The 26020-nt window shown below is 57.5% G+C and carries 21 protein-coding genes; 12 read left to right on the top strand and 9 right to left on the bottom strand.

Annotation, left to right across the window (positions count from 1 at the left end; translation table 11 throughout):
• The first annotated feature begins 54 nt into the window (after positions 1 to 54).
• From DSM3645_RS10840 to DSM3645_RS10820, 5 genes are all read left to right on the top strand, one after another.
• A complete protein-coding gene (locus DSM3645_RS10840) occupies positions 55 to 744 on the top strand; it encodes a hypothetical protein (protein ID WP_131282434.1) in 690 nt (229 codons plus the stop codon).
• Between the two features lie 148 nt (positions 745 to 892).
• Positions 893 to 1543, top strand: a complete 651-nt coding sequence (locus DSM3645_RS10835) for a hypothetical protein (protein ID WP_237564796.1) — start codon at positions 893 to 895, stop codon at positions 1541 to 1543.
• Positions 1540 to 2217 (top strand): hypothetical protein, encoded by a 678-nt coding sequence (locus tag DSM3645_RS10830; protein ID WP_002652196.1) that lies wholly within the window; start codon positions 1540 to 1542, stop codon positions 2215 to 2217. Before DSM3645_RS10835 ends, DSM3645_RS10830 begins: the two co-directional genes overlap by 4 nt.
• Entirely contained in the window at positions 2214 to 2891 is a 678-nt protein-coding gene (locus DSM3645_RS10825; protein WP_040351772.1) for a hypothetical protein, read from the top strand. Before DSM3645_RS10830 ends, DSM3645_RS10825 begins: the two co-directional genes overlap by 4 nt.
• On the top strand, positions 2888 to 3538 hold the full coding sequence (locus DSM3645_RS10820; RefSeq protein ID WP_002652194.1) for a hypothetical protein: 651 nt from the start codon (positions 2888 to 2890) through the stop codon (positions 3536 to 3538). The genes DSM3645_RS10825 and DSM3645_RS10820 overlap by 4 nt, the downstream gene beginning before the upstream one ends.
• Positions 3539 to 3925: 387 nt before the next feature.
• Here the strand turns inward: DSM3645_RS10820 and DSM3645_RS10810 are convergent, their stop codons facing one another.
• Positions 3926 to 4939, bottom strand: a complete 1014-nt coding sequence (locus tag DSM3645_RS10810) for a hypothetical protein (RefSeq protein WP_002652192.1) — start codon at positions 4937 to 4939, stop codon at positions 3926 to 3928.
• 151 nt (positions 4940 to 5090) lie between these two features.
• Here DSM3645_RS10810 and DSM3645_RS10805 point away from each other — a divergent pair, with 151 nt between their 5' ends.
• Positions 5091 to 7520: a PVC-type heme-binding CxxCH protein gene (locus DSM3645_RS10805; protein ID WP_040351771.1), complete on the top strand. Its 2430-nt coding sequence runs from the start codon at positions 5091 to 5093 to the stop codon at positions 7518 to 7520.
• Here DSM3645_RS10805 and DSM3645_RS10800 read toward each other — a convergent pair.
• Both DSM3645_RS10800 and DSM3645_RS10795 read right to left on the bottom strand, forming a co-directional pair.
• Positions 7514 to 8926 (bottom strand): undecaprenyl-phosphate glucose phosphotransferase, encoded by a 1413-nt coding sequence (locus DSM3645_RS10800; protein ID WP_002652190.1) that lies wholly within the window; start codon positions 8924 to 8926, stop codon positions 7514 to 7516. The two genes, DSM3645_RS10805 and DSM3645_RS10800, sit on opposite strands and share 7 nt — an antisense overlap.
• A gap of 189 nt (positions 8927 to 9115) precedes the next feature.
• Positions 9116 to 10060: a DUF1559 family PulG-like putative transporter gene (locus DSM3645_RS10795; RefSeq protein WP_131282428.1), complete on the bottom strand. Its 945-nt coding sequence runs from the start codon at positions 10058 to 10060 to the stop codon at positions 9116 to 9118.
• Positions 10061 to 10314: 254 nt separating this feature from the next.
• Between DSM3645_RS10795 and DSM3645_RS10790 the strand changes: the two genes are divergently transcribed.
• Both DSM3645_RS10790 and DSM3645_RS10785 read left to right on the top strand, forming a co-directional pair.
• The gene (locus tag DSM3645_RS10790) at positions 10315 to 11910 is read left to right on the top strand and encodes a PilW family protein (RefSeq protein WP_002652188.1); all 1596 of its coding nucleotides are present in this window, start codon (positions 10315 to 10317) and stop codon (positions 11908 to 11910) included.
• A complete protein-coding gene (locus tag DSM3645_RS10785; RefSeq protein ID WP_002652187.1) occupies positions 11911 to 12294 on the top strand; it encodes a hypothetical protein in 384 nt (127 codons plus the stop codon). It begins immediately after the preceding gene.
• A gap of 453 nt (positions 12295 to 12747) precedes the next feature.
• Here the strand turns inward: DSM3645_RS10785 and DSM3645_RS10780 are convergent, their stop codons facing one another.
• Positions 12748 to 14679 carry a cation:proton antiporter gene (locus DSM3645_RS10780; protein WP_237564794.1) on the bottom strand — a complete coding sequence of 644 codons (1932 nt, stop codon included), beginning with the start codon at positions 14677 to 14679 and terminating at the stop codon, positions 12748 to 12750.
• Between the two features lie 154 nt (positions 14680 to 14833).
• On the opposite strand from DSM3645_RS10780, the gene DSM3645_RS10775 reads away from it, so the two are divergent.
• Positions 14834 to 16039, top strand: a complete 1206-nt coding sequence (locus tag DSM3645_RS10775) for a 3-keto-disaccharide hydrolase (protein WP_002652185.1) — start codon at positions 14834 to 14836, stop codon at positions 16037 to 16039.
• A 10-nt stretch (positions 16040 to 16049) separates the two neighbouring features.
• Here the strand turns inward: DSM3645_RS10775 and DSM3645_RS10770 are convergent, their stop codons facing one another.
• Together DSM3645_RS10770 and DSM3645_RS10765 are read right to left on the bottom strand one after the other, a co-directional pair.
• Entirely contained in the window at positions 16050 to 16532 is a 483-nt protein-coding gene (locus DSM3645_RS10770; protein WP_131282425.1) for a hypothetical protein, read from the bottom strand.
• A gap of 152 nt (positions 16533 to 16684) precedes the next feature.
• A complete protein-coding gene (locus DSM3645_RS10765; protein WP_002652183.1) occupies positions 16685 to 17782 on the bottom strand; it encodes a DUF1559 domain-containing protein in 1098 nt (365 codons plus the stop codon).
• 342 nt (positions 17783 to 18124) lie between these two features.
• Between DSM3645_RS10765 and DSM3645_RS10760 the strand changes: the two genes are divergently transcribed.
• The gene (locus tag DSM3645_RS10760) at positions 18125 to 19060 is read left to right on the top strand and encodes a cupin-like domain-containing protein (protein WP_002652182.1); all 936 of its coding nucleotides are present in this window, start codon (positions 18125 to 18127) and stop codon (positions 19058 to 19060) included.
• A gap of 9 nt (positions 19061 to 19069) precedes the next feature.
• Here DSM3645_RS10760 and mdoH read toward each other — a convergent pair whose 3' ends face one another.
• The 3 genes from mdoH to DSM3645_RS10745 form a co-directional block, all read right to left on the bottom strand.
• Positions 19070 to 21055, bottom strand: a complete 1986-nt coding sequence (gene mdoH, locus DSM3645_RS10755; RefSeq protein ID WP_050769347.1) for a glucans biosynthesis glucosyltransferase MdoH — start codon at positions 21053 to 21055, stop codon at positions 19070 to 19072.
• Positions 21056 to 21138: 83 nt separating this feature from the next.
• Positions 21139 to 21549 carry a hypothetical protein gene (locus DSM3645_RS10750; RefSeq protein ID WP_002652180.1) on the bottom strand — a complete coding sequence of 137 codons (411 nt, stop codon included), beginning with the start codon at positions 21547 to 21549 and terminating at the stop codon, positions 21139 to 21141.
• Complete coding sequence (locus DSM3645_RS10745; RefSeq protein WP_081444792.1) at positions 21537 to 23111, bottom strand: glucan biosynthesis protein; 1575 nt, start codon at positions 23109 to 23111, stop codon at positions 21537 to 21539. Before DSM3645_RS10745 ends, DSM3645_RS10750 begins: the two co-directional genes overlap by 13 nt.
• Positions 23112 to 23572: 461 nt before the next feature.
• Between DSM3645_RS10745 and DSM3645_RS10740 the strand changes: the two genes are divergently transcribed.
• Positions 23573 to 25441, top strand: a complete 1869-nt coding sequence (locus tag DSM3645_RS10740; protein ID WP_116344477.1) for an FAD-dependent oxidoreductase — start codon at positions 23573 to 23575, stop codon at positions 25439 to 25441.
• A gap of 154 nt (positions 25442 to 25595) precedes the next feature.
• Entirely contained in the window at positions 25596 to 26018 is a 423-nt protein-coding gene (locus DSM3645_RS10735; RefSeq protein ID WP_002652177.1) for an ExbD/TolR family protein, read from the top strand.
• Positions 26019 to 26020: the final 2 nt, after the last annotated feature.

Here is a 26020-nt window from a genome sequence, read left to right as displayed (position 1 = left end):
ATTTTTCCGATTGGCGCAATACTTCCCGCTCCTCCTTCAGCCGCAGATCGCGTCGTGGAAAAGTCACTTCACCGTCAACTGAAAAATCTCTATGCGGGCGCAGACGCCGCGACCGAGGTCCGTTTTGGCCGTTATCGAATTGACGCCGTCGTCGGCGAAGAATTAGTCGAAGTGCAGTGCGCGTCGCTCTCGGCGATTGGTCCCAAGATCGCAGCGCTGGTCGAGCAGCGGCCCGTTCGCGTCGTCAAACCGCTGATCCAGCGGAAGCGAATCATCAAGCGCGCCAGCAGCGGTGGTAAGATCCTCAGCAACCGGCTCAGCCCCAAGAAAGGGACCTGGCTCGATCTGTTTGACGAGTTGGTTTATTTCACCAAGGTTTTTCCACACGCCAATCTCACGTTGGAAGTGCCGCTGATCCATATCGAAGAGCATCGCCTGCCGGGACATGGACGACGGCGCCGCAAACGTCAGAACGACCATACCGTCGAAGATACGCACTTGGTCGAAGTGATCGAGACCCGTCGCATCAAAACGGCCGATCAACTCTGGAAATTTTTGCCCGGCAAGCTGCCCCAAGAATTTGATACCGGCGATCTGGCCCGCATGCTCACTTGCCAACGGTGGATCGCTCAACGCATCGCCTACTGCCTGCGCGAAACCGGCGCCGCCGAGATCATCGGCAAACGGGGCAACGCCGTCCTGTATGCGAAAGCAAAAAAGCGGAAGAAATCAAAAGCGGCGTGACGCCGATTTATCGCGCAAGATTTTCCTTCCACCAGCGAATCGACTAAGATCGGAAATCACTCTTCCTAGCCGGAAGACGTTGGACTTTCGGCTGCACAAATTCCCCGGTATGACGCAACTGCGAAAGCTTTGTTCTCGGTCTACTATGGTGACAGTTCAACGCATCTTGAAACTTGGCCTCACGCTGGCGTTTGTCGTCGGCGTGGTGATGTTCTGCTTGGCCAAACGCGAGCAGCAGCCGATTAAAGCCGAGTACGATCGGCTGACCGCCAAGTTTGGCGAGATGCCGGCGATCGCGCCTGATCGCTATCAGGTGCTGCGTTTGCCGACCAACGAGCCGTGGGACTTGATGTGGCGATTTCGCCGACCCGAGAATACAGGGATTCTTATCGAAGATTACATTGCTTTCGGCGGCGGCTCTTGCAGCGGAAGTTTGTATTCCAATGATAACAACCGTGACGCTTCGATCGTTCGCTTTCACATCGATTTTGACCGTCCGCAGATGCGTTGTTTCTTCAAGTTTGATGGAGGCGCTTCGACGTGCGGCTCGGGAGATAAAAAAACGGCCGATGCGTTTCGTGAACATTGGGACGAACTGAAGATAGAGACCGTTTCGTCCAGCCATGCCGTCGACTTCTCCCCAGACGAGATCCTAGAACTGGTTCGCATTACGGCGCCCGCGAAGTTTGCCGACGGTTCGTCGGTTAGAAGCGGAAAAGATGGTCTCTGCCTGCTGGTCCGCGTCGGCGCCCAAGCCGCGTTTGATCAAGAAAAAGCAGCCGCCGAGAAGCAGCGATGAACGCAGACCCGATTTTTGAAGGCAACACGACCGGCTTAGAGCCGCCGCGACCTTCGCTCTGGCGATTCAGTCTCTACACCGTGATGTCGACCACCGCAGTCATCGCCGTGTGGGTCGCCTACTTGGTCACGTTGGAAGAAACGAAGCGGATGCAGTTGCAACTGCCGGGGCTGCGCGAAGTCGCCCGCGAACTGCAGATTGACGATCCCCAGCAGTACGCCGTCGTGCGCCATCATGAGCTCTCGAACGATGACTATCGCTGGCGCATCTATCTGCCGCCGGAACAAAAATATCAACTCTTCCTGGCGACCAAAAATGTGGATCAAAATCACGCTCCGCAGAAACCGAAACCCGGTCCATCAATCGCAACGCCGATCGCCCCCGGTGAACACGAGTTGTCGCTCAGGTACGAAAAGCAGACAGAAGGCTGGATCGTTCAAGTCAGCGTCGACGGCCAGATTGTCTTAGAAGAGTTGCAACCGCCGGAGTGGAACCTGGGAATCGGCAGTACCGGCGGAAGCAATTTTCAAGGGAGTCAGCAGCAAGCGACTGACGAACCGCTGGAGCTGTTTGATCAAGTTTTTTCGGTTCCACATCCGGAATCGCCAAACTCTTCGAGCCCGCGCGATTCAGAAACGGGGGGGCGGCTGTGGATTGAGAAGTTGGAACCATGACAGAAAAGCTCGGCTGGCAACTAACACCGCTGAGATTCCTTCACATCTTTCTGATGTTACTCACCATGTGGGGCTTGTTCGGGACGTGCATTTCCAATCATGAACTGCGCCAGCTCAACGCGCAGCGAGCTCAAATACTCGCGAATCTGGGCGACTTCGGCCAGAACGATCCGACCAAGTTCAAGCTCATGAAGCTTCCCAGCAAATACGACCACGAACTTCGCTGGCGTTACTATCAGCCTCCCGGCGTATTGACGCAAGAGCGAGCCTATCACGGTCATCAAGGGCCAGGCTACCAATCCACCATGATGACTCCGGAAGAGGGAGAATATCTCTACCGCATCAAGCTCGTAAAAGTAGGTGAGCAAGTGATCCTCTTTTATACCGGCGCCAACCGTTCCAGCTATTGGCCGATCAAGGATCCCTTCGTCGCGCGATTGCTGTACGACCACTGGGACGAGTTGGAATTTGAACATGCGGAGGAGGGACGAATTCAGGAGGTCGACGCGGATGCGACTTTCGACCTGGTTCGTATCGTCGCGCCCCTCGCATTGTTGCGGCAGTTGGGAGACGACAAGCGACTTGAGGATCATCAACTCCTTTGGATCCGCCGGGGAGCGGACGCGGCGTTCAAGAAACAAGACGCGCTGAATGCGAATCGGATGGCGCCATGAATTTAGACGAAGAAACGCCTGCTTCGCCGCCGCTGCGCCGACCGGGTCAATTTGGCATCTTGACATTGATGCTGCTGTCGATGGCCATTGCTGCTTGGGTCGCCGCTTTTCAACTGCCGCAGCAATGCCGACAAGCGCGGGTCGAGTTGGATGCGCTGCGACGACTCACGAACGCGGATGAACAAGAACCTTGGCGACGTCTTTCGGCGATCCCTTTTACCGGTCGCAATATTACCGGATTCCTCTGGGCTGTCTACCTTCCGCCGCAAGCATCTTATCGGATCGCGTGGACGACGGCCCGCTCGCCGGATAGCGGCGGCGCGTTCGTGTCGATGGAGAGTGCGCCGATATCCGCCGGCGAACATGAGATTGCCATTCGCTATTTTTTCGAGGACGACCATTGGGTCGCGCAAACACGGATCGATGATCAGGTATCCTTCGAGCAGCAATTGCCCGCCGATTGGAATCTTCAATTGGGCTCTTTCGACTTGATGAAAAATCGCGGCGGCGTCGAACAGCCGGCGAATCAAGCTTGCGTGCTTCACGACGAAATCTACTACACGCCTGACGAAACTAGGTCGAACCGTCCCAGTACGAAGAACTCCAACACCGGCTTACGCGTTTGGCTCGAACCGATCGAACAATGATGCAGTCAGGGCCGAGCACGCCAAAGGTTGTCTCTTGACGAAGCGCACAGACTTCGGATCGATTGGGGAGTCGGATTCTAAGACGCAAAACATGGATCGCCGCAAACTTGCGGTTGCGTTAGAGATGCGCGCCGCCGGGCCGATATTTGGCGGCGCAGTTCGCAAGTTGGTTCGATCCCAGCCGCCGGACACAAAAAAACAAAGCAGTCCGGTCCAGTCCAACCTTTCCGACGGAAAAACAAAGCAGTCCGGTCCAGTCCAACCTTTCCGACGGAAAAACAAAGCAGTCCGGTCCAGTCCAACCTTTCCGACGGAAAAACAAAGCGGTCCGGTCCAGTCCAACCTTTCCGACGGAAAAGCAAAGCGGTCCGGTCCGCGGTGATGGCCTTACTTTTTCAGCTGGTAATCGGCTGGCGTCGTACCGGTTTTGAATTTGCCAAATCCGAAAAAGCTCGGCTCGTAGTCGCCGACCAGTTCGACGTTCGCTTGGCCGTCGATCTTGTCGGTCAGACCCGTGAAGTAATAAGTTCCGTTCACCAGTAGGCGACGATAATCTTCACACAAGAAGTCGGGCGCCGAGCCGAACGTCGTGCAAAGCGACGGCGTGGTCACGCCGTTTTCGCCTTGGTATTTGTTGAGCCAAATGATCGGCATCATCGGATCGTTGCGATTGTCGGTGACCGGAGCGTCGTCTGGCTTCATTCCGGTCAAGATCTGGCCACGCACTAAGACTTCGGCGTTGGCCGGCAGTTTTTTCACGCCATACACGTCGGTCGGACCCCAGATGTCCGTGACGCCGCGCAAGATCGGGTGATCTTTCATGTCAGGATTGATCACGCCGCGAGTGCTCTCGCTGCCGTGGTGACCATGATGGCTGATCCAGGTTTCGCCAAAGACCTGGCGACCAAACCCGCCGGACCACGCAGCGTCTCCGTTGTTCCAACTATATTTTGCGTAGGGCGAATCTTTCGGAAAGTTGAACGCGTGGGTCGACGTGCGAATCGCGATGATCGGTTTGCCGGAATGGAGATAGGCGAGGATCGGCTCCATCTGATCGGCCGGCAGGTTGCGGAACCGGGTCAGCATGATCAGCAGGTCAGCGTCGGCCAGCGCCGAAGTGCCGGGGATGTTCGTTTGATGCGATGGGACGATCTCCCCTGACTTGGGATCGATCGGAAACAGCACTGTGCACTTAAAACCATGCCGCTGCGACAAGATCAGTCCCAACTGCGGCAACATTTCTTCGGAACGATATTCGTCGTCGCCGGAGATCAGGACGACATGCTTGCCGGCGCCGGGTCCTTCGCCGCCGGGATACACGACCCACGGGTCAGCCGCCAACGAGAAAGAAGCGAACGAAGTAGTGGCGAGGGCGAAAAGCGCCAGCGAGAATATTCGCATGGGAAGTTACAGGTCCTAGGCGGGAGAAAGGGTGTTCGGCCGGTCACTTTCCGTTATAAACCAAACTTTGACGCGGTGCGAGAACTTGCCCCGTAATCGGGTTATAATAGCCGCAAACCCCATCCCAATTACCTTCCCCTGGTTTCCCTCCATGTTACATCGGTTCTCTTTATTCATGCTGTTGGGCGCTGTTGGATTTGCTACGACCGCCGCGGCGGAGCCTCCGCGCGTGCTGGATGATCGGATGCAGTTAGAGATGATCGCCGAGAGCCCGGCGATCGTGACCCCGATCGGCGTCGCGTTTGACGCCCAGGGACGGCTGCTAGTGATCGAATCGCAAACGCACCATCGCAAAGAAGATTACGTAGGCCCCGAGAAAGATCGCATTCGCGCCTTCGTCGACAGCAACGGAGACGGCAAGCGGGACGCGTGGAGCACCTTCTACGAAGGGACGACCTTCACGATGAGCCTGGCCGCGGCGACCGATGGTTCGATCTACGTCGCGACGCGAATGGAGATCTTCCGCCTCCGCGACACCAACAACGATGGCGTCGCCGATGAAAAAACGCCGATCGCGCATCTTGAGACCAAGGGCAACTATCCGCACAACGGTCTGGCTGGTCTGACGTTCGCTCCGGACGGTACGTTGATCTTTGGCATGGGCGAGAACCTGGGAGCGCCGTTCGCGCTGGTTGCGGCGGATGGAACGCAAATCACCGGCGGTGGAGAAGGGGGCTGCGTCTATCAATGCGAAGCGGACGGATCGAAGCTGCGGAAGATCGCCACCGGCGTTTGGAATCCCTTCGGCATGTGTTATGACCCTGAGGATCGACTTTTCTGCGTCGACAATGATCCCGATGGTCGACCGCCGTGCCGGTTGTTAGAAATCGTCCCCACCGGCGACTACGGCTATCAATTTCGGTACGGCCGCTCCGGCGTTCATCCGCTGCAAGCTTGGGACGCGGAACTGCCGGGCACATTGCCGATGGCGGCCGGAACCGGCGAAGCGCCCTGTGCCGTGCTTTACGATCATGGTTCGCTGTTAGTCACCAGTTGGGGCGATCATCGGATCGAACGCTATGCCCTCGAACATAGCGGCGCGACGGTTCGCGGACGGATGTCGCCGGTTGTCGTAGGTGACGAAAACTTCCGTCCGACCGGCATGGTCGAAGGCCCCGATGGCGCTTACTACTTCGCCGATTGGGTCGATCGCAGTTACCCGGTCCACGGGAAAGGTCGTCTTTGGAAACTCTCTTGGAAAAACGGCCCGCCGAAAGAGGTTCGGCTGACGCTCTCCGACGCCGAACAGGAAGCGCGCAAGTTGGCTGGGAAGTTTGATTTCAAGCCGCTCGACTCGAAAGATCTCTTCCTTCGCCAAGCGGCGATCGCCGGGCTGACCAAACAGCCAGCGCGATTGCTGGGGGTCGACTGGGATACGCTGCCGACCGGCCAGCAGCGGCTCGGCGTGCTGCAAGCGCTCCGCTGGATCGGCGCGACGCCAGACGAAGCGCACCTAGACGAGGCGCTTGCCGACGAAGACGAAGCGGTCCGCATCGAAGCGGTCCGCTGGATCGCCGATGAGCAATTGAAGCCGTACGAAGCAGAACTCCAAAAACAACTCGCCGCCGGCAAACTATCGGCGCGCGCGTTTCCCGTTTATCTGGCGGCGATCGCCTGGCTGCAGAGCGGCAAAGTCGGGGGCAACAGCGAATGGCTGAGCCAAAAGCTGCTCAGCGACGCGGCGACATCCTCTACGGCATCGCCCGAAACGCGTGCGATGGCGATTCAACTGCTGCCGCCGAATCACGCGTCGCTCAAGACCGACAAGTTGACCGAATGGGCGCATCAAGACAATCCCGCGCTGCAGAAGGCGGCGATCCAAACGTTGGCGCTGCAGCACACGCCGGAGGCCAACGACCAACTTGCCAAGTTGGCGGAGGATCGTCAACTTTCGCCCCAGTTGCAAGCCGACGCGATCAGCGGCTTGGCGAGCGATCAAGAAAAATATGGCCCGCTGTTGACCAAACTGGCCAGCGACGACAACCCGACGATCGTCACCGCAGCCCAGCGCGCCGCTCGCAACGGCGACAAAATCGACGCGGCCAATCGCCCGCCGCTCGACAATGTGGACGCTTGGCTTTCGCAACTTCCGCAAGAGACAAGCCGCGCCGCCGGTTGGCGGGTCTTTACTTCGGATCGGGCGATGTGTTCACGTTGCCACACGTTCGACGGCCGCGGCGCCAAAGTTGGTCCTGACCTGACGCATATCGGCGCTCGGACCGATCGACGCCGGATTTTGCAATCGATCTTGGAGCCGAGTAAAGAGATCGCGCCGATGTTTGTCGCCGAGATGTTATTGCTGGATGATGGACGCGTATTGAGCGGCTTTCCGCTGCATCAACTGGTCGAAGACAAACGCGAGCTGTTTGTCGACGCGACCGGCAAAACGTTTGAAGTCGATCCCGATCTGATCGTCGAGCGCCGCGCGGCGGAGAAGTCGATCATGCCGGAAGGATTGCCGGGACAATTGACGCTCGACGAAGTGGCCGACTTGCTGACGCTCCTCTCGGGAGATCAGTAGGCGTTCTTTTTCAACAGCACCACCGAGATCGTCTGCAGCAGAATACGAACGTCGCTCCAGATGCTCCACGTGCGGATGTACTCGTGATCGCACTCGATGCGGCGTTCCATTTTTTCCAGCGTATCGGTTTCACCGCGCCAGCCGCGCACCTGCGCCAAGCCGGTGATCCCGGGCTTGATCTTGTGACGCAGCATATAGCCTTGGATCACTTTGCGGTATTCTTCGTTATGAGCGGTCGCATGCGGCCGCGGTCCGACGAGCGACATATTGCCGTACATCACGTTAAACAGTTGCGGCAGTTCGTCCAAAGACGTACGCCGCATGAAGCCGCCGATCGAGGTCACCCGTTTGTCGTCTTTGGTCGCCTGCGTGACGACGGGCCCATCTTCGCAGACAGTCATCGTCCGGAACTTCCAGACGTAAAACTCGCGTCCATCCAAACCATAACGGCGCTGGCGAAAGAAGACTGGTCCCGCAGACGTTAGCTTGATAGCCAGCGCGATCGCCGCCATCGGCAAGGCGCACAACAGCAACAACAGCGAACCCAACACCAGATCGGTTGTCCGCTTCACCAAACCGTCGACGCCGTAGAGCGGGTTTTCAAAGACGCTGACCACCGGCAAGCCGCGGATGTCGGTCCAGCGCGAATGCAACAGTTCAAAGACAAAGAAGTCAGGCACAATATAGACCGATACCGTCGAGTCGCTCAACTGCGCCAAGACCTTGCGAATGCGATCTTCGGCCCGCATCGGGAAGGTGATGTAAATCCGATCGACTTCGCCGTTGCGAGCGGCGGCGACCAAGTTGGCGATATCGCCCACTTGCGTGCCGAGCGAAGCGGGAATCGAAGGTAAACGGCTTTGCGGGCGATCATCAAAGAAACCGACGAAACGCAAACCCAGGTCAGGCGTATCCCGAATGTTGGCCGCCAACTGAATCCCCAAAGGATTGACGCCGACAATCGCGAATCCGCGGTTATTAAGTCCTCGCGCACGCAACGCTTCTAGCAAGCAGCGAATCGAGACGCGTGTGAGCACCATCAGACCCGGCGTCATCCATAGCCAGTACCAAGCGGTCAGCAGCGAGTAGGACGCTGCGTGACCGGTGAGCAATCCAACGACGATCAACGCGCCTAGGCTCACTCCCCAGGTCACCACGCCGCAGCCGATTTCTCGCTGGGTCGAAACGCCGCGCCAGTTGCGGTACATGCCGGTCAGTTCGGCGATCACATAAAACAAGCCGATCGCGACGGCGGCGGCAAATTGATGCGCAAAGCTGAACGTGGAGTTCGACCAATCGACGGCGAGCCACAACCCGACCAAGATCGAGATGCCGTCGACGACGCGATAAGATGCGTCGAGCAACGTGGACTGCTGTCGAATTGGCGATATGTTGCTGGGAGTCATTGCGCTTTGGGCGGTACCGCGCTAAAGATGGAACCCAAAAACATAGGTCACGGTGACTCACACGTCCGATACGCAACGGGAAGTTTTCGCGCTCCACCGCAAACCGGCTGTGGAAGGTCCGGTCGTACCGGTCGCACCATCTCCGCTGGCGCCCAGCGACTCTTCGTAGCCCGAAGAACAATGCCGGCCTTAGGGGACTTTGGCTGCGGGGGCGGTCGCTGCGGGCCAGACCAACTGATCGGTCCCTGCGACTTTGGCCTGGGCGTCGTTGGTCGCTTGCATTTGAGAAAATAGAATTGCGTCGATCCGCTCGTTGATAAACTTGCCGGCGCCGCTGCCGAACATCACGTTGACCCCGCCGGGATGATAGCTCGAAAGTCGAGAAAAGCGGGCGCTGCCGTTCCCTTGGCCTGTTTGCTGATTGATTCCTAGGATGGCTTCGGCGTCATTGCTCCAGAGGAACGCGACGTCGGCCTCGGTGGCCGACGTCCAACTGCCGGCATCGACGTTTTCGCCCAATAGCAACGTCATCTCTAAGCCGTCGAGTTCGGAGATCTGTTGCAGCGTGAATTGCTCAAAGGCGACGCCCGAGTTTTGATGGAGCCGATTTTGAAAGATACCGTTGGCGGCCCAATCGGCCGGGATCTCGCTGGTTGGCGGCACATCCGGCATGCCGCTGTTAGCGACAAACGAACTGACGCCGCCCCATTGTTCAGGATCCTCCGGCGCGTCGTCGGGGCAGATCGCTTCGTAAACCGTGAAGTCAGGAACTTGCCCGGCGAGTTCGCCATCGGCGGAGTAGGCCTGAAACGCTTCCAAATAGGGGGGCGGCGGCATCTCGCCGGGGGTCGGATAAATCCGACTTTGCAGGTAGGGAAGGGCCGGAAACAACCAGCCGGTATCGATCGACGTAGCCTGCAAATTGGCGTATCCCGGCAGTTCGCGGAGATCTTCGTCATACGCAATCAAAGCATCCGCCAGCAGCTTTTGGCGGAAAAGACAGGTGTTCCGACGCGCATTTTCGCGACTACTGAGCAACAGGGGGGCCGCCATCAAGAAGACCACGCCCAGCAGGGCGATCACGATGATGATTTCTTTAAGCCCAAAGGCGCGGCGGTTGTGATGATATTTCACGTAAGTCCTTGTGAATTCGGCAGCTTGCGTCGACCAATCGCTTGACGAATCGACGTTTTGTTGCTGCAATGGATCTGTATAAGATAACTTTTCAAAGTAGCGCCGCCAAATCACAGCGTTACGAAATTACAGCGTTGCCAAATCGCCTCCGGCCAGCAGGCGATGCCCCGTCTCTTCCTCAGAGCACGCTCCCATTTGCGGTCGATTGCGTAAGTACCTTCCGGCGCTTTCCTCCGTCAGGAAACAGATACGTCATGATTCGAACCTTTGCTCATCCTCTCGCTCGTCGCGGGCTCACGCTCGTTGAAATGTTGGTGGCGACGACCTTGACGCTGATCTTGTTCTTCTCGGTCGCCCAAATCTTCGCCTTTTTGGGCGATACGATGCATGACGCGCGATCGACCATTGAGCTCTCTGGCAATTTGCGCGGCCTGACCACAACGATGCAGACCGACCTTGATTGCCACACCGCGCCGGGTCTTCCCTGGCTGCCGGTCGGCGGCAATCAAGGCTACTTCACGGTGATCGAGGGCTCAGACCGCGATCGTGATTTCGCGACGCTGGCCAGCGTCGCGGGAGACGCCGACGACATCATCGCGTTTACCGCCTATAGCAAAGACCAGCCGTTTGTTGGGTTGATCAACGGCAGCTTGCAACGCGACACACTGGATGGCGTCTTGCGCGTCACCCAGCCAACCGACTCCAGCGACGTTTCTCCGCTGACTTCTCACTACGCCGAAATCATCTACTGGACCGAATTCACCGACTATGACGACACCGATGGCAATGGAGTCCGCAATGCGGACGAATCGGTCACGCTGTTTCGCCGCGTCTTGTTGATCCGCCCCGATATCGACTTCACGCAGTATGCCGAATCGCCGCTGGGGACCGCAGGGGGTCCCAGACGAATCACCCATCTGGATGTCTTTAACAATTCGGATCTCTCGGTTCGTCCCGTCCCACAAAGCGGCGGCACATACGAATGGGCCACCAACTCACTGGAAGACCTGCAAACGCGACAAAACCGTCACGGCTCGTGGCTGATCGGCTCTTTCGATCCGACCAACTCGATTTATGAATCGCTCGCGTCGAATTCGATGGATGCTCGCAAGTTTCCCTTTCCACTGAAGCCAACCTATCTGCGATCCTTTGAAACGATGGCGAAAATCGTCGCCGACGAAGTAACGGCCGGCGGTACGACGACCAACTTCCGCGATCGAACCGGCGAGGACGTGATCATGGCCAAGGTACTGGCCTTTGACGTGAAGGTGTTTGATCCCTTCGCGCCGATTCTTATTCATTCGACCGACAACGATATCGCTGCGATTCCTGGTGATGTCGGTTTTGACACGATGAATACCGGAAGCACGTACAACGACGCCGGAACCGGCGCCTTTGTCGACTTGAACTGGTCGAACATCGTTACAGGCGGCGCAGGGTCCCCGAAGAACTTTGATCGAGGACACTTTTTCTCTCCGCCCAGCGGCAAGTTCCTCGCGGATAACGCCGCGGCGTTCACCTTGGCTGCCACAGCTCGCAGTCCCAGCATTGCCCCCGCAGGTCGGGCGATGGTCGTCTATGACACTTGGCCGATGATCTACGAACAGGACGGTTTGAATCAGGATTATGTCGCCGATGGCGCCGCCAATATTAATACCGCACCGATTGACGAAGGATCGAACGGCATTGATGACGACGGCGCCAACGGTGTTGATGATCCGGCCGAACGCGAAACGGCGCCGCCGTATGATCGTCCGCTGCGCGGGATTCAGATCACCATTCGAGCGATCGAAGATGGCTCGCGTTTGATTCGCCAAGACACGGTCACCGCCAACCTGATGACCGAGTAAGTGAGCGACTCCCCCCATTCGATTCGCCTGAACGGTCCCTGGCAGGCCTATTTTGGAACGGACGCGAATCCCACGCGAATCCAATTGCCGCGTGATTGGTCGACGATTCCGGCGGTGACGCGCGACGATGGATTGAAGTTGACGCGTGCGTTTCATGCTCCCACCGGAATCGCTCCCGGCGATGAAGTCGTGCTGGTCCTCGACGAACTGCCGATCTCTGGTAAGGTCTCGCTGAACGGCCAAGAGTTGGGAGACTTCTCGCGCAGCGAGCGTTTCACGATCACCCAACACCTAGCGCTCCGCCACGAAATCAAGATCGAGGGACTGTCGCTAGACGCCGGCGAGCAAGCCGGCGAAGTGCGACTTGAGATCTTCGCTCGATAGGTGGGCTGATCGAAGTCGATCCCTCATCGTAACCCGAAGCGCGCGTTTTGAAGCGGCGCTATTTTCGGCTTCTACGAAATCAGCCGCACGGCGTTAGCCTCGGTTTCTGTCACCAATTGTCTTTCGCAAATGAGTTCCCGTCAGAAACCGGTGCGAACGCACTACGGCTAATAAGAAAATGGCGCCCGAATATTGTCACGTGACAAAACACTAGCCCGCAGCGCCAGCGAAGTAATCCGCTCGGCGATACCAGAACGGATTGAAGCGGCGAGCCGCATTCCCTCGTTGGCGCAGCGGGCTAGTGTTACGGTGTTCGAATGGATTCCGACCGTGTTTTACCGCTTTTCATCCGTGGCTTGGCCGTGTTCCATTCTTCTCTTCCCGCAAATCGCGCTATTTCCTAACTTGCGATTGGGGCGACGAAGCCCAAGCGTCAGCCGGCGGCTGTTTCGCCTAGGAGGAACTGGGCGATTCGGTCTCGGACGGCGATTCGTCTTCTTCGTCCGTGTCCGCTTCTTCGGCGACCGGTTTGACGGGATCGACCAGCGAAATCAGCGATTGCCCCGGCTTCGGGGTCGACGTCGACTCGGCCGTACGGACGTCGAGCTTCTTTCCTTCGTCGATGACAAACAAGACGAGCGCCGAATCGCCGTATCTTTTCAAGAAGTCCGCATAGGTGAACTCAGCGGTGAGTGATGTCTTTTTGATCTGCGCACCGGCTGCAAAACGCCGCGCCAACACGTAAAAATCAACCCCTTCCGAGAAGAGCACGCGACCGCGGAGATGTTCCGAAACCGATGCGCGACGCCCTGATCCCGAATCCCAAGCCGCCAACTGATAGACTTCTTTGCGGCCAAACAGGTGGATAAATTCCTGGCACGCCAGCGCGTTCACTTCATCATTCGCGGTGATCGCCAATAGCCGGCCGATGCCGCCGATGTTGATCTCTTCGGTCACGTAGTCGGACAAAATACTGGCGCAGTGGGCCGGCAGTCCCGCCATCTTCGCCGCCGAAATGTTGCGATAGTTGGTGTCGACCACCAGCACTTGGAACCCGGCGTCTTGAATCACTTTGCCCAACTCACGCACCCAGCGATCGGCGCCGGCGATCAGCAAGCCTTGCGGGTTGGGAGAGGCAAGCCCCAACAGCCGCGCGACCGGCGCCGCGGTCAATCCATAGAAGGTCACCGTGCCGACAATCACTAGCAGCGTCAGCGGCGCTAAGAGTTCGGCTTGGGCGATCGTCGCGGCGTCGGCGCCGCGATGCACAAATTCTTCAACGATTTCAAACGCAAAAACCGAGGAGACCGCCGCGGCGACAATCCCGCGCGGCGCCATAAAGCAGAGGAATACCTTTTGCTGCCAGCTGAGACCGCTGCCGATCGTCGAGAGGAATACCGATACGGGCCGGACGATCACGATCAAAATCGCGAGGAACATTAGACCTTGCCAGCCCACCTTGGCGATCTCGGCAGGCGATATTCGGGCCGCCAGCACGATAAACAAGCAAGAGATCAATAGTACCCGCAGGTTCTCTTTGAACTCAAAGATATGCCGCACGGGGATTCGTTTTTGATTGGCCAACACGATTCCCAGGACGGTCACCGTCAACAAGCCGGACTCGGGCTGCACCGCATTCGACACGGCGAAGACGACCAGGATCGCGGCCAGGATCGACGCGTTGTGCAAAAAGTCAGGAATCCAAAACCGGCGCAGCAGGAAGATCAGCGTCACCGCCGACGCGGCGCCCAATACCAGGCCAACGACCAACGTCTTGACGATCGCCAGTCCTGCGACGGCGAAAACATGGTTCACGCCGGTTACGACGACCGCTTCATAAACGAGAACCGCCAACACGGCGCCGATCGGATCGATCACGATCCCTTCCCATTTGGCGATCGAGCCAATCTTGCGAGTCGGGCGAATATAGTTCAGCAGCGGCGCGATCACCGTCGGTCCCGTTACGACCATGATGGCGCCGATGAGCGCCGACATTTCGATCGGAAAACCCATTACAAAATAGGCGCACAGGCCGACCAATCCCCAGCAAACCGCGGCGCCGATGGTCACCAGACGCAACACGACCCCGCCGGCTTCGCGCAGTTCGGTCAGTTTCAGACTCATCCCGCCTTCGAACAGGATCACCGCGACCGAAAGCGAAACGATCGGGAACAGCAACTCTTTGCCGATGATCTCGTCCGGATCGCCGGCTAGCTGGGCGAAAAAGCCAAACGCCAACAACAGCAGGATGGAGGGCAAATGCAAGCGCCAGGCGAGCCACTGCGCAGCAATGCCCAACCCCAACACACCGGCAAGATACAGCGGATAGTAATCTGGCGTTACAGGCGGCAAGAGACGGCTTTCACTCGAAATCGAAGTGGACAAATCATGATGTGCGGTCTGAACCTACGAGTCTAGCTCGCAGCGACTCGACGGCGCGGAAAGTTTGATGTAATTTGAACCAGCGTCGAGAGTTAAGAAAACCCCTCACACGTCCAATTCAGCCGTTCCCCCCGTCCAACCCATCCAGGTCGCAGCTATGCAATACTCGCGAATTTTGCCGGCGTTTCTGTTAGCGCTGATCGTCGCTCCCCTGACTGCGGCTAACGCCGAGCAAGCCCCCAATACGCTTTCGGAGGCGGAAATTGCGGACGGTTGGCTGCTGCTGTTTGACGGCGAAACAACTTTTGGTTGGAAATCGGAGGGAAAGATCGATTGGACCGTCGACCAGGGAGTCATTCGCGCGACCAAGGGAGATGTCGGACAATTGCGCACGACGACCCAGTTCGCAAACTATGAATTGCACGTCGATTTTCGCGCGCCGGCCGAGACCAACAGCGCCATCTTTTTGCGAACTTCGCCCAAACCGGAGAGCCCGACCTATGGCTGCTATGAATTGAATATCGCGCCGGAAAGCAATTCTTATCCGACCGGCAGCCTGGTCGGTCGCATGAAAGTCACTCCGCCGTGCGTCGCCGATCAATGGCACTCGTTTGACGTCACCGCCGATCAAGGCACAATCGTCGTGAAACTGGACGGCGCCGAAGTGCTGAAGTACGAAGATCCGCAATACGTGGGCCTCGGCTTCATTGGATTGCAGCACAACCAAGGGGAGATTGAGTTTCGCAACGTGAAGCTGAAACCGCTCGGCATGCAGTCGATCTTTAACGGCAAAGACTTGACCGGCTGGAAAACGTACCCCGCGATGGAAAGCGAATTTACGGTGACCGACGAAGGTACGATTCACGCCAAAAATGGTCCCGGTCAGTTGGAAACCGAGAAATCTTACGGCGATTTCGTGCTGCGGTTAGACGCGATCACGCATGCGAAGAATCTGAACAGCGGCGTCTTTTTTCGCTGCATTCCCGGCGACAAGATGATGGGCTACGAAAGCCAGATCCACAACGGCTACGAAGCCGAAGATCGCACGCTGCCGATCGATCACGGCACCGGAGCGATCTTTCGCCGCATGAAGGCGCGTCGCGTCGTCAGCGACGACCAGAAGTGGTTCACCAAAACGTTGATCGCCCAAGGGCCCCATATCAGCGTCTGGGTCAACGGCTATCAAGTGACCGATTGGACCGATCAACGTAAGCCGGACGAAAACCCGCGGCGCGGACTTCGCATCGAGCCAGGCACAATCATGCTGCAAGGGCACGACCCGACGACCGACCTGTCGTTCAAAAATCTGCAGATCGTCGAGTTGCCCAAACGTTGGCCTGCCGACCGCGGTGGCGACCAATAATTTTGTCGACCTAGTCGACGAGTTCCAGGTCAAACTCATTCGGGCCGCGCGGCGTCACATCCGCCGTCAGGCCCGACTTGCTGGCGTCGGCGTACTTGGCCGGCAGCATGTTTTTCGGACCTGGGGCTGGGCGAGCGTTGTCGTCAGGAGGCGTATATTTCTCTTCGACGTTTTCACCGCTTGGTCCCGTGGCGCTCGACTTTTCTGCCGCCGCCGGCTGTTTCGACTCGTATTTCATCACGGTAATTTGGTACTTGCCTGCGACGGCGCCGGCGAATTCTCGCGTCGTCAACTGAAAGACGCCGTCGACGCCGGACTTGCCGACCGCCGGCTGCGCAGGCTCTCCGCCAACCGGTTTAAATTGCACGATCGCGCCCTCGACCGGCTTCCCGCGATAGGTGACCTTGCCGCTGACCGGCACAGTCTCAGGTCCGCCGGAACCAAAATTACAACCCAAGCTGGTCGTTATACAAGCGAGAGCAAGAAGCAGCATGGGCTGCACGGCAGCGCGAAGATAGGAGGCGTTCATAGGGCAGGCGTCAACAAGGTTGGGGTGTGCGATAGTCCAAAAAAGCGCCAACTTACGGCGCAGGCGATCTCTCCACCAACGCCGCAGCAAGCGACAAACAGGGAAGGGGAGCGCGGCTAGAAACTGCTAGTCGGCTCGCCGCCTGCCTTCGATCCGAGAGCGCCCCAAACGCCGTAGTTGCTTGGTCCGCTCGCCGGTTGGGCGACGCTGAGATCGCCGGTGTCGATCGTCTCGGCGATAAAGTGGATCGAGCCGTCGGCGAACAAGCCGTTCACGCCGCCGGGATGCTCGCTATTCGGCGGGATCTGCACATCCGCTCGATCTCCATTGGTCCCCGAATCGTCGGTGCACGCCGGACCGTTGGGCGGCAAGATTGTCGTGATGCCCACGTACATCGGCTGAGCGTCGCAATAGGCGGTGCCCCACCGTCCTTGAATATTGGTTCCAGCGACGATGTACTTGCCGCTGATCGCGGTGTAACAAACGTTGGGCGCGGCTTTGGTACCTGAGATGCCGACGGCGACCGCCAACTTGTACTGGATTTCGTTTGCCGTCGTCGTATGCCCTGCTGAATCTCTGGGCATACCAGCTTCGCACAAACGTTCGCTCATCATCAACGTATTGCTCGAGCCGTCGACGATATCGGCGAAGCGCGTCGTCCGAACGCGACCAAAGATTCCGCGCGGATTCATTTCGTTCGTCGCACCGTCCATGCGATCGCCGATTACAAAGCCGTAACTATTATAGGCGCCGCTATTATCCGGAACGCCGGCGTCCGACGGACAGACCAAGAGATCGGGAGCATCTCTCCAGCCAGCCCAGCCCGCTTGCCAACCAGAAGGGCCCTCCGGATTTCGGTGGTCCGCCGTGTTCGGCAAATTCGTGCCGCCTGATTTAATTTGATCCCAGAGCGCGCTTTGTTCCAAGAAAGGCAACAACGAGATAAACCCGCTTCGACGCCCGAAGTTTGAAAGATCGTAGTCGGTCTCTCCCGACGGGCTATTGGTTCCCCCTTTGCGATAGACGAACGAGCCATAGGTGTCGTGGTAGTTGTGCAGCGCCAGCCCCAACTGCTTCAGATTGTTGGTGCACTGCATCCGCCGAGCCGCTTCCCGCGCTTGCTGAACCGCCGGAAGCAGCAGCGCGATCAACACTCCAATAATTGCGATAACAACCAATAATTCGACCAGCGTAAAGCCGCGCTGTTTTTGCATGATTCGGGGCCCTATGGGAATATGCATGACATAGCCAAGAAATGATCTATTCATTACTTCTTACCCCTTCTAGAGCGGGATGAAAACAGTAAAAAGCGAAGTTCCACCCTATTTTTTGCCGCTTTTCAGCATTTATTCGCCGCTATACCGAAATAAAGGAAGTCAAGATACCACTAAACAGGCCGATCTCCGCGAAACGGCCCAAGGACCGCCGTGAGCAGAAAGCGTGTTGCGTCCTCCCGCAAGCGAGCGTGCGTGACCTATGCTTTTTCATCTTTCGAACTTCTGCGCAGACGTCCGCTATAGCGACGTCGTCCCTTCATTGCTGAAAAGGCCATCGCCATGTCGTACGGCAATTTGATTGATTGGAATAAGAACCTGCATCAAATGGAGACCGAAGCGATCACCACGACGCATCGTCTGGTCGAGACCGGTCTGTTTGATGACGAGCATCTGGTTCGCATTCTCGATACGCATCCCCGTGACGCGTTGAACGTCAATACAATGGGAACCGACGCGACGAAGACCGAATGGAAAGAAGGAGACGCGTCCAAACTCAACGGCGAGCAACTGCTGCAAGCGACCAAAGAGGGGCGGCTGTGGCTGAACATTCGTAACATGCTGACCCATCACCGCGAATACGCCGACCTGATCAACGGCATCTATGACGAGCTAGAGAGCAAGGTCAGCGGCTTCCAGGCGCTCGAGCGTTCGGCCAACTTGCTGGTTTCGTCGCCGACCGCGATCGTCTACTATCACCTCGACATTCCGATCAACATGCTGTGGCACTTGCGCGGCAAGAAGCGGGCCTACGTCTATCCTCCTTACGACGAACGCTTCGTTTCGCAAGCGACGATCGAAGACGTCATTTGCGGCGAAAGCTATGAAGAGCTCGCCTACGACGCGACATTCGACGAGAGCGCCTTCGTCTGCGATTTGGAACCAGGGCACATGGTGACCTGGCCGCAAAACACGCCGCATCGCGTGAGCAATGTTGAAGGATTGAACGTTTCGCTGACGACCGAGCACAAAACGCCTAAAGCGATCCGCCGTATCAAGCTGTTTCGCGCCAATCGCTTTTTCCGTCATCAGTGCGGCTACCAAAACCTGTCAACGGCGACAGAAGGGGTTGGCTACAACATGAAGATGGCGGGCTTCGCATTCGTGAAAGCGTATCGCAAGTTGTTCCGGAAGAAATCTGGCAACTACGCCTATCCGGTGACGTTCGAGTTGGATCCGATGAATCCAACTCAAGTTCGCGACATGACGACCAAATAGGTCGCCGCCTTAGCGTGCTCGAGCTTCGACATCTTGCAGTAGTCGTTCCGACCAATAGGCGGCATGCGCCTGATGCAGTTTGTCCGCGTCCACTAATAGCTCGCGTCTTTGATCCAGCGTCATTTCGCTCAGCGCTAGTTCGCTGACCGGCAGATTGCTGAGCGGATCTGCGCTGAGTTGTGCGATTGCGATATGCGCCGCCATCGCGTGCGGGTCACGCACCAAGCGTTCTAACGTCGCGTCTTCGCTCGGAACCGGCAGATCAAAGTAGGCCTGTTGCCGCTGCATTACAGGGCAGGGGTTCGACTCTTCGGCAATCAATAGCCGACCATGGCTCTGCAGCCAGCGCCCCAACTGCGGCGAACTCAACACCAAAATCAGCGGCGCCGCTCCTAACCAGCTTGCTAACAGCGGCGAGAACCACAGCAGCGCCGTTGGGTTGACCAGCCAAATCAACACGGCTGCGATCGATCCCAGGACAACCAACTTCCAACCGACCGCCCAAGCGTCTTCCCAGGTGAGATTTACGTCTCCCCGATTCTGCGCGTTCCATTCGACCCGCCGACCACGCAGCGTGGCGATCACAAATTGCGAATGGAACCACATCAGTAGCGGAGCGAACAAGGTTGAAGCGACCGTCTCCAGCGCGGCGTCCAGCCAAATCGCGCGGGCGGGCCGACGGTTTTCGATCGGCGTCGAGCGGATAAAGTCGGTCACCGCCAATACTTTGGGCGCCATCAACAAGATTAAAGTACCGACCAGCAGCAGCAGCGAAGCCGAAGCGGCGCTGATTCCCAGCGAGGTCGCTCCAGAACTCGACACGCTCAGCAGTAAGGTCAGCTGCAAGACGACAAACGCCAGCCAGAGCGGGCTCGCTAAATACGAAAAAGCGCCGCAGAGCAGATGCCAACGATTCGTCAGCGGCAACTGGCAACGGACCAAAAAGTTTAAGTGCTGCAGATTCCCCTGGCACCAGCGTTGATCGCGTTGCAGATAGTCGAGCACCGAACCAGGCGTCTCTTCGTAACTTCCCCCCAAGTCATCCGCGATCCGGACTTTCCAGTCAGCACGGCGGAGCAGGGCGGCTTCAACAAAGTCATGGCTGAGGATTTCGCCCCCCATGGGGCGTTCGCCCGGCAATGTGGGAAGTCCGCAACATTGGACGAAAGCGCGCGTGCGAATGATCGCGTTATGCCCCCAGTAGTTGGCGGCGTCACCGCACCAATGTCGATAGCCGCGCAAGAAACCGCTGCCGTAAGTCGCCGCGGCAAATTGCTGCGCACGAGCCAACAGCGACGCGCCGTTGATCGGACGCGGCGGAACTTGGATCAACGCGACGCGTTCGTCCTGTTCCATCCGTCGAACCATTTCGACCAATGTTGCGCCCGACATCAGGCTATCAGCGTCGAGAACGATCAGGTAGCGATAACGGCCGCCCCAGCGTTCGCAAAATTCAGCGATGTTGCCCGACTTGCGGGCGATGTTTTTTGGTCGGCGGCGATAGAAGACCGACGGTTTGAGCGAGTCCGAGGTCATTTCTAACCAGACCGCTTCTTCTTCGGCGGCGATGTCGGGATTGGTCGTATCGCTCAGCAGAAAAAACTCAAACGTCTCTCCCCCGCCGATTTTGGCCAGTTCTTCCCGCATCGCACGTACGCCGGCGGCGACGCGTCGCGGCGATTCGTTGTAAACGGGAACCAGAATTGCCGTCGACGGCAATTGAGCAAGTTCTTCCGGCGACAGCGGCTCGGTCGAAAGCGGCTCGGGCGGAGGTAACAAATGACCGACGATCGACATGCCGATTCCATATCCCAGCCAACCTGTCAGCAGCACGAAGAACGTACCGGTCACCGCGTCGATCGGCCCTAGACCGCCGTCGGCGGCGGCGATATCGAGAAACAGCCAGCTCATCAGTCCGCAAACCGCCAATGCGATCGACATGATCGACGCTTTGGGATGATTTTGAGCAACCGATTTCACCGCTCGGAGAATCATGTTTTTTGATTTGGAAGGTTCCACAGCTACCTGCGTCTCTCTGCCCCAATTGAATGTTTTACGCGCGCGGCCCATGGCGTGCTTTAGAACATCCGCATTGAATAAGCGAATTGTCGAAAGACGTCTTGCGTTCTTCGCCACGCGGCGACGTAAAACTCGGGTCGAACAACGATCGGCGGTTCGTGCAGATCTTGCAATCGCATCGGCGCAGTTGCTTCGTTCGGCACGGCGAACAGCCGTTCGAGATCGTGAAATCGAGATTCCGGGCGTTTCAAATAGGCTTGGACGCCAAAGTAAATAATCGAACGAGTTCGATCACGTCCGACGACGTCGTCGGAAATCTGATGCAGCGCCGCTTCGACTAACTCATGCGTCGTCTGAACTGCTTGCTCTGGATCGTCCACCCCATTGGCGACGACATACCGGAGCAACGCTCGTCGTGCGAGCACAACTTGCGCGTCAGCCAGCGACTGAGGCTCAATCACGGTTGACATTGGTAACTCCATGTTTCACTTAAGTAATCGGATCCATCCTTGAGGCAAGCGCGAATCTCTCGACTCACACCGGTTTTGCTGGCCGTTGTAAATGTCGCGATCAGGCGGTCTCCTTGCCGGACCACATCCGTGCGACTTTCCACGGGAAGCTCCGTCTCAATCATCAATTCGGGATCGGCCTCCGGCTTCACCCCGGTGAACGTCAACACAAATTGCGTGCCGCCGTCCGCTTGGCGTTCGATTCGCGACTCGACCACTTTGCCGCCGACATGTTCCGCCGGGTCGCCGGGGCCAAAATCGATGGAGTACGCCAACTCAATGACGTCGCCGCATCGTATCGGCTCGTCAGGCGTCCAAAAAGTAGCAAGATTATCGATCCATTCGCCCGGCGATTCGATTTCTAACAATTCGATTCGTCCTGCCGGAAACGCCCCCTTTGGACGTATCCAAACGGTGGGCCGTCGATGATAGTTCGCTTCTTGATCTTTGTAATTTTTTACGTCGCGATCGCGCTGCAACAGTCCGAAGCCCTTCACACCAGGCAAGTAGAACGCCGAGAGTCGGGTTGCGTCAGGATTGCGTACCGGACGAAACAGCCATTCGCCGGTGACCGACTCGGCCAACAAGCCATCCGAGTCATGGACCTCGGGACGAAACTCTTGTCCCTCGGGGGGCGATTGTCCGTCTCCCCAGGTCCACATGCTCGTGATCGGCGCGACGCCCAACTTTTCGATATCGTTGCGGGCCAGCAAACGTGCGCGAACTTCGATTCGCGTCCACTCGCCGGGGATCACGGTGAACTGATACAAGCCGGTAGCGCTTTTACTGTCGAGCCAAGCGTAGAAGGTCGCTGATTGATCGTTGGTCGGTTTCTCGAGCCAAAACTCACGGAAGACGGGGAACTCTTCTCCCTTGGCGGCGCCGCAGTCGATCGCCAGCCCGCGCGCCGAAGCTCCATAAACGGTATCGGCGGCGACGGCGCGAAAGTAACTAGCGCCTAAAAACGCGACGACTTCCGAAATCGGCTTCCCTGCTTCCAGGTGATTCCACAACCGAAAGCCGGCGTAGCAGATCGGATCCCCTTGAAGATGATTGGGGTCGATAACTCCCTGATGATACTCAAAGAGGCTCGTATCGATTTCAATCGGCTTAGCGTTACCTGCCTTCGATTGAAATTCGTTCAAACGAATGCATTCCCGAAAGATATAGCCGGGGTGAAAGTAATCGAGCCGCCAGGACGAGCCGCTATCGGCCCATTGCTTTTTCGCGGGATCATATACAATCTTGCGATATTCGTCATAACCAAGTTCGGCTAAGGGCCCATAGTTGACGATGGGATAAGCGTTTTCGCCAAACTTGCGTTTCTCCACCGCTTTCCAAAGCTCTTGAAAACGGGGCGATACCGCAGCCGCTTCGCCGGCGGCGACGCCAAATAGACGTTGATCAGCAAGCGTTTGCGTCTGGCAAAAAACAATCGCCAGCAAGGCCAAAAACCATTGGCAGCCGCTTCGCCTGCTAGGGCGGATAACGCGTGCGTCAAAATGTAAGAGAGGAGACGACATAAGGAAACTTCTCCGTTCCTGAGAGTTCGCCGCTCTTAGAGCAAGAGTCGTGCCACAATCCGTTCTACCAAGTCCCTGTTAAGTCGGTTACGGGTCGAAATTGAATAGGGATCGCAAAAAATGACCAAGGTTTCATATCAATAAGATTTAGTTTGTCGGCTATGTCCGTGGCGATTCCATTGAATCCCATTTAACGGCAGTCCAATGAACAATTTGCCTGTTTCTGCTATTCTGAAGTCTTTCGCAAACAGGTCTCGGAACTAACCGCCAAATCGATTGGCGCAAATTAACGTTGATGCGTTGCTTGGCTACCGAGCGACCACAGCGACTAGGAAACGAGCAACAGCTAGCGAAAAACATGAGCAGCCAAGCAATCAAACCGTTTGGCTGCTACCTGGTCACCAATCAACTTCCTCCCGCGCAATCCCCCACCTACGCCTTCTCAACAAGAGCCTATGCCGATGTCCCGATTCGTTCCGGCCGCAATCCTGTCACTTCTCATCGCTGGTTTTCTCCCTTGCGTTTCGTTGGCGGATCGCCCCCAAAAGCAGCAATATAATGTGGTTGTCATTGGCGCCACTCCCTGCGGCATCGCAGCCGCCGTCAGCGCTGGGCGAACCGGCGAATCGGTGCTACTGGTCGAACCGACCTCACGGCTGGGCGGCCTGATGACCAACGGCCTGTCTCATCCCGACTTTCGCAGTTTTGAAGCGTTGACCGGCTTCTACAAAGAATTCGCCGATCGCGTTTTGGCTTACTACGCCAAAGAATATGGCGCCGACTCACCCCAAGCGAAAACCTCGTTGGGCGGCACGCATGCCGAACCGCGGGTCAACCTGCTGGTCTTTCAGCAGATGCTCGCCGAGCTTCCCAACATCACGCTGCTGACGGAGCGTCAACTTGATCGGGTCGACGTCGGCGCCGATCATCGGATCGCGTCGGTAACGCTGGTCGATCGTCAGGGCGACGAACAAACGTTCGCTGGAAAAGTCTTCGTCGACGGAACGTACGAAGGAGACCTGATGGCCGCCGCCGGCGTACCGTTCTCGGTCGGGCGTGAAGCGGCCGCCGAGTATGGCGAATCGCTCGCTCCCGCCCAAAGCGATGACTGCGTACAGGGCTACAACTTTCGTCTGACGATGACCGATCAGCCGGACAATCGGGTCCTGGCCGCCAAGCCGGAGGGTTACGACCGGAACGACTTTCTACCGCTCCTGAAATTACTGGAAACCAAGAAACTGAAGTCGGCCGCTTTTCGCATGACCGACGGACACACGACCGCGGCAATTTACAAAGTCCAAGACCCGAACCTTCCCAATGGAAAGTTTGACATCAATGACATGTCGCGCGGCGTTGTTCGACTTTCGCTGCCGCAGATCAACAACGCCTGGCCGACCGGCGACGCCGCTACCCGCGCCGAGATCTTCGCCGCGCATGTCCGGCACAACGTCGGCATCCTCTACTTCCTGCAGAACGACGACGAAGTGCCGGCCGATATTCAAGCCGGAGCGCGTGAGTTTGGCTTCTGTCGCGACGAGTTTGTCGACAACAATCACCTGCCGGTTCAGCTGTATGTGCGGGAAGCGCGGCGGATGAAGGGGAAGTCGATCTTCACCCAAGCCGACGTCAGTCAGGGCGACGATAACGATGTTCGCAGTCACTTTGCGCCAGACGCGATCGCGATGGGCGACTACGGCCCCAACTGCCATGGAACCGATCACGAAGGCCCGACGATCGGCGGCAAACATACCGGCGAGTTCTATCAGTTGGCTGCTCCCTACCAGATTCCGTACGGCGTCATCCTCCCCAAGCAACATCCCAATCTGCTGGTTCCCTGCGCCATGTCGGCTTCGCACGTCGGATTCTGCGCCCTCCGGTTAGAGCCGATCTGGGCTTCGTTAGGAGAAGCCGCCGGTGTGGCCGCCTGTATCGCGATAGAAGAAAACTCACCCGTACAACCGATTGATCCGGCGGCGATTCGCGCGCGATTGCATGCCGTCGGCGGCGCGACCCTCTATGTGAGCGACGTCCCGCGCAATCATGCCGACTTCGCCGCCGTGCAGTGGTGGGGCTCGCTGGGAGGATTGCATGGTCTGCACCAGGTCGATTCCGACCAGTACGGCAAGCGGGGACCGCATTTGCGAGGTCAGTACTTTGCGGCGTTCCCGCTGCACGCGGTCGAGTTGGATCAGCCGCTCGATGGCCCATTGCGTCAAGCCTGGCAAGAGTTAGCGGCACAACATGGGATTACCGGTAAGAAGCTCTCCGCAGCGACAACGCGTGGGGAGTTCATTCGCGCAGCGCACCAAAGTACGCAGGATAAGCGCTAAGGGACGATATTTTTGCGAAAGCACATAACTTTCGCCTATCGCTCTTCACAAAACCTTGCTCATTCCGCGGTTGGTTGCGACAATCGAAAGCAATCCCTTTGCGCGGACCAATCCAACCTTTGCGCCCCCACCTAAACGCAGTAGTCGCTCGCCCATGGCGGTAAAAGTCAAAAAAAGCTCCGCCTTATTGGCGTTGAACATTACTCCGTTGATCGACGTTGTGTTCTTGCTGCTCGTCTTCTTCATGGTGATGACGCGGTTTGACGAAGAAGACTACAAGCTGGAAGTGGCCTTGCCGGCCGCTAGCGAAGCGCAGCCGCTGATCGCTCAGCCGCGTGAGTTGATCATCAATATTGACGCCGACGGCAAGTATCACGTGCAGGGCGACTTCGTCTCGTTGGAGCAAGTCGAGAAGATATTGCAGCAGACCTCCGCCAACAATCCCGATGCAGCGGTGATTATTCGCGCCGACCGACGATGCCGGCTGGAGTTCCCGGTCAGCGTGATGAACGCGTGCAATAAGGTTCACTTAACGAACTACTCGTTAACCACGTCCGCGCCTGAGCGCATTGACTAACT

This window comes from Blastopirellula marina DSM 3645 (assembly GCF_000153105.1).
In the GTDB taxonomy this organism is placed as follows: domain Bacteria; phylum Planctomycetota; class Planctomycetia; order Pirellulales; family Pirellulaceae; genus Blastopirellula; species Blastopirellula marina.
This window is presented reverse-complemented; position numbering and strand designations above follow the sequence as displayed.

Coding starts and splice junctions, on each gene's coding strand:
- DSM3645_RS10830 (WP_002652196.1), top strand. CDS start 1,540: ATGAACGCAGACCCGATTTTTGAAGGCAACACGACCGGCTTAGAGCCG.
- DSM3645_RS10825 (WP_040351772.1), top strand. CDS start 2,214: ATGACAGAAAAGCTCGGCTGGCAACTAACACCGCTGAGATTCCTTCAC.
- DSM3645_RS10820 (WP_002652194.1), top strand. CDS start 2,888: ATGAATTTAGACGAAGAAACGCCTGCTTCGCCGCCGCTGCGCCGACCG.
- DSM3645_RS10810 (WP_002652192.1), bottom strand. CDS start 4,939: ATGCGAATATTCTCGCTGGCGCTTTTCGCCCTCGCCACTACTTCGTTC.
- DSM3645_RS10805 (WP_040351771.1), top strand. CDS start 5,091: ATGTTACATCGGTTCTCTTTATTCATGCTGTTGGGCGCTGTTGGATTT.
- DSM3645_RS10800 (WP_002652190.1), bottom strand. CDS start 8,926: ATGACTCCCAGCAACATATCGCCAATTCGACAGCAGTCCACGTTGCTC.
- DSM3645_RS10790 (WP_002652188.1), top strand. CDS start 10,315: ATGATTCGAACCTTTGCTCATCCTCTCGCTCGTCGCGGGCTCACGCTC.
- DSM3645_RS10775 (WP_002652185.1), top strand. CDS start 14,834: ATGCAATACTCGCGAATTTTGCCGGCGTTTCTGTTAGCGCTGATCGTC.
- DSM3645_RS10770 (WP_131282425.1), bottom strand. CDS start 16,532: ATGCTGCTTCTTGCTCTCGCTTGTATAACGACCAGCTTGGGTTGTAAT.
- DSM3645_RS10765 (WP_002652183.1), bottom strand. CDS start 17,782: ATGCAAAAACAGCGCGGCTTTACGCTGGTCGAATTATTGGTTGTTATC.
- DSM3645_RS10760 (WP_002652182.1), top strand. CDS start 18,125: ATGTCGTACGGCAATTTGATTGATTGGAATAAGAACCTGCATCAAATG.
- mdoH (WP_050769347.1), bottom strand. CDS start 21,055: ATGATTCTCCGAGCGGTGAAATCGGTTGCTCAAAATCATCCCAAAGCG.
- DSM3645_RS10750 (WP_002652180.1), bottom strand. CDS start 21,549: ATGTCAACCGTGATTGAGCCTCAGTCGCTGGCTGACGCGCAAGTTGTG.
- DSM3645_RS10745 (WP_081444792.1), bottom strand. CDS start 23,111: ATGTCGTCTCCTCTCTTACATTTTGACGCACGCGTTATCCGCCCTAGC.
- DSM3645_RS10740 (WP_116344477.1), top strand. CDS start 23,573: ATGTCCCGATTCGTTCCGGCCGCAATCCTGTCACTTCTCATCGCTGGT.
- DSM3645_RS10735 (WP_002652177.1), top strand. CDS start 25,596: ATGGCGGTAAAAGTCAAAAAAAGCTCCGCCTTATTGGCGTTGAACATT.